Here is a 2,741-nt window from a genome sequence, read left to right as displayed (position 1 = left end):
GCGGAGCGCGACGCGCGCGTGCGTGCCGGCGCGGTCGAGGAGGCGGCGCGCGACGTCGGCGAGCGCACCCGCTCCCCCGCCCTCGAGCAGCCCGACGGCGGCGCTCAGGTGGTCGCGACCCTCGCCTGGCCGGCCCGCGCGCAGGAGCGCCTGCCCGCACACGAGCCGGGTGATCCCCCGCTCCACCGGGCTCTCGACCGCCCGGTCGAGCTGCAGCGCGCGCTGCACCTGCGCATCGACGTCCACCGGGGCGGACGCCAGCTCGAGGCGGGCGCGGAGGGTGGGCACGAGGGCGAGGGCGAGCGCGGACGGCTCCGGCGCGGGCCCGACGGCGTCGGGAGCGTCGAGGTCGGCGGTCCGGTCGGCGGTCCGGTCGAGGTCCCCGACGAGGAGCGCCGCCTCGGCGCGGCTCACGGTGGGCAGCGGGATCTCGCCCGGGCAGCCTCGCTCGGCGCAGAGGCCGAACAGCGTCGCGGCGCCGCGCGGCTCGCCCTGAATGAGCAGGCCGAGGGCCCGGTCGGTGAGGAGCCCGGTGCGTACGGCGGGGCTGAGCGGGAGGGGGGCGAGCCGCTCCAGCGTGTCGGAGAGGAGGCCGCGCTCGCCGTGCGCGAGGACCGACGCTCGGCCGGCGACCACGGCCGCCGCACCGCCGAGGCACTGACCGACGGGCAGGCGGCCGGCGGCGCGGGTCAGGACGGACGTCGCGCCGCCGAGGTTGCCGGCCCACGCCTCGAGCACCGCCTCGACCAGGCGGACGTGCGCCTCCACGAGCGGTGTCATCGCGCAGCCACGCGCCTGCCGCGCCGCTCCCCCCGTACCCCCCTGGGCGTCGCCGTGCCCGTCGTCGTGGGCGTCGTCGTGCCGCCACGCGCGCTCGCCGGGGAGGGGTGCCAGCTCGGTGAGCGCCGCGGCGAGCACGCCGCGGGCGACGTCGACCCGCCCCTCGGCGGCGAGAGCGACGGCCCGCAGGCACGCCACCATCGCGCGCCGCACCGGATCCGTCTCGTGCGCGGCGAGGGGCCCGACGGCGAGCACGGGCGCCCGGCCCGCGAGCAGGGTGATGGCCGCCGTCGCGAGGTCCACCTCGGCCCCGTCCCCGTGCGTGCGGGCGCCCGGCGTGCCGGCCCCCGCGACCAGGGCCTCGGCCGCCTCGACGTCGCCGCGTGCAGCGTGGAGGACGGCGGCGACGAGGTGCGCCCAGGAGGAGCCGTCGCGGTCCACGAGCTCCTGCGGGACCTGCCCGGTGAGGTGGCTGACCGCGACGAGCAGCGCGGTGCGCAGGTCCGGACCGTCGGCCGAGGCCTCGCCCCGCAGCGCCTCACGGAGCAGGTCGGCGGCATCGGCGACGTGACCCGCGTGGAGCGCGGCGCGCCCGGCGACCGCCACCGCAGCAGCGTGCGTCCGCCCGGTCGCGTGGCTCGTCGCCTCCCGGGCGACGCGCTGCGCCCACGCGGCCTCGCCGCGCGCGAGCATCCGCTCGGCGGTCGCGACCAGCCGGGGCGCGACGTCGGCGTCCCCCGCGAGGCACGCGAGCGCCCGGTGCCAGGTGGCGACGTCGTCGTCGTCGGCGTGGGCCGCGGCGAGCGCGCGGTGGGCGGACGTGCGCTCGGCGACGCTCGCGTCCTCGTGCACGACGGCGCGCACACGCGGGTCGCGGATCCGCACGTGCCCCGCGACGAGGTCGAGGCAGTCGACGACGGGGTCGGCGAGCAGCGCGTCGAGGTCGAGGTCCGTCGCACGCAGGAGCGCGTCGGTGCGGTCGACCACCTGGACGGCGAGCGTGAGGAGCACGCGCCGCCCGAGCCCGGTGGTCGAGGCGAGCAGCGGCGCGACGGCACGCCGCACGGCCGGCACCGCCGGGAGCGGGTCCGGCAGCAGCGAGAGCCCCGCGAGCTGGTCGGACGTGAGGACGCCGGCCGTCTCGACCACCGCGTCGACGTCGTCGGCGAGCACGGTCGCCAGGTGCCGGGCGACGTGCGGGGCGACGGGCGCGGGCAGCCGCTCCTGGAGCGCGAGGAGGACGTCGAGCAGCCCCGCCCCACGTCCGCCGTCCCGCGACACCACAGCCCGTGACTCCCTCGTCGACGTCCGTCGGCGCGCGGGTCGTCCCGCGACACCTGTCGGGAGCCGACAGTAGCCACCATGTCCGACGCCCGACAGGCCCTGGGGAAAAGACGGCTCTGACGTGCGGTGACACGTGACACCTCGCAAAGCGTGCGGGGCACCTCGGGACGGTGGACGAGATGTGCCCGGAGGGTGTCGGCCGCCGCGTCCGTGCGCGAGAATCGCCGTCGGCCGCGGACACGGCCGGTGGGGAGAGCGCGGTGGCCGTGGTCGGGGCGTGGCTGCACGAGCCGGACGTCGTGCGGGCACGGCGACGCACCCTGACCACCCTGGTGGTCGCGCAGGTCATCGGGTCCGTCGGCGTCGGGGCCGGACCGTCGGTGGGCGTGCTGCTCGCCGAGGAGGTGACGCGCTCGGAGGTGTGGGCCGGCGTCGCCCGCGCGTCGACGACCGTCGGAGCTGCGCTGGTCGCCTTGCCGCTGGGGATGCTGGCCACCCGGCACGGCCGTCGACCCGCGCTGTCGATCGCGTGGTTCGCGGGCGCCGTCGGGTGCGTCGCGCTCGTCGCCTCGGGCGGCGCCGCGGCCGGGCCCGCGGGGTCCGGCGGCCTGCCGACCCTCCTGCTCGTGCTCGGCATGTTCGCCATCGGCGCCGGCTCGGCGGCGGCGCTGCAGGCG

General features: G+C 79.0%; 1 protein-coding gene and 1 pseudogene. One reads left to right on the top strand and one right to left on the bottom strand.

Going from position 1 to position 2,741, the window contains the following annotated elements; translation table 11 throughout:
* On the bottom strand, positions 1 to 2,064 hold a 2,064-nt coding region (locus ICW40_RS17935), incomplete at its 3' end, for a hypothetical protein (protein ID WP_221655364.1).
* A gap of 260 nt (positions 2,065 to 2,324) precedes the next feature.
* Between ICW40_RS17935 and ICW40_RS17930 the strand changes: the two are divergent.
* A pseudogene (locus ICW40_RS17930) lies at positions 2,325 to 2,741 on the top strand (hypothetical protein); the annotation flags it as partial.

Source organism: Actinotalea ferrariae, assembly GCF_019733465.1.
Classification (GTDB): domain Bacteria; phylum Actinomycetota; class Actinomycetes; order Actinomycetales; family Cellulomonadaceae; genus Actinotalea; species Actinotalea ferrariae_A.
The sequence above is the reverse complement of the archived record's forward strand: the minus strand, read 5'-3'. Positions and strand labels throughout refer to the sequence as shown.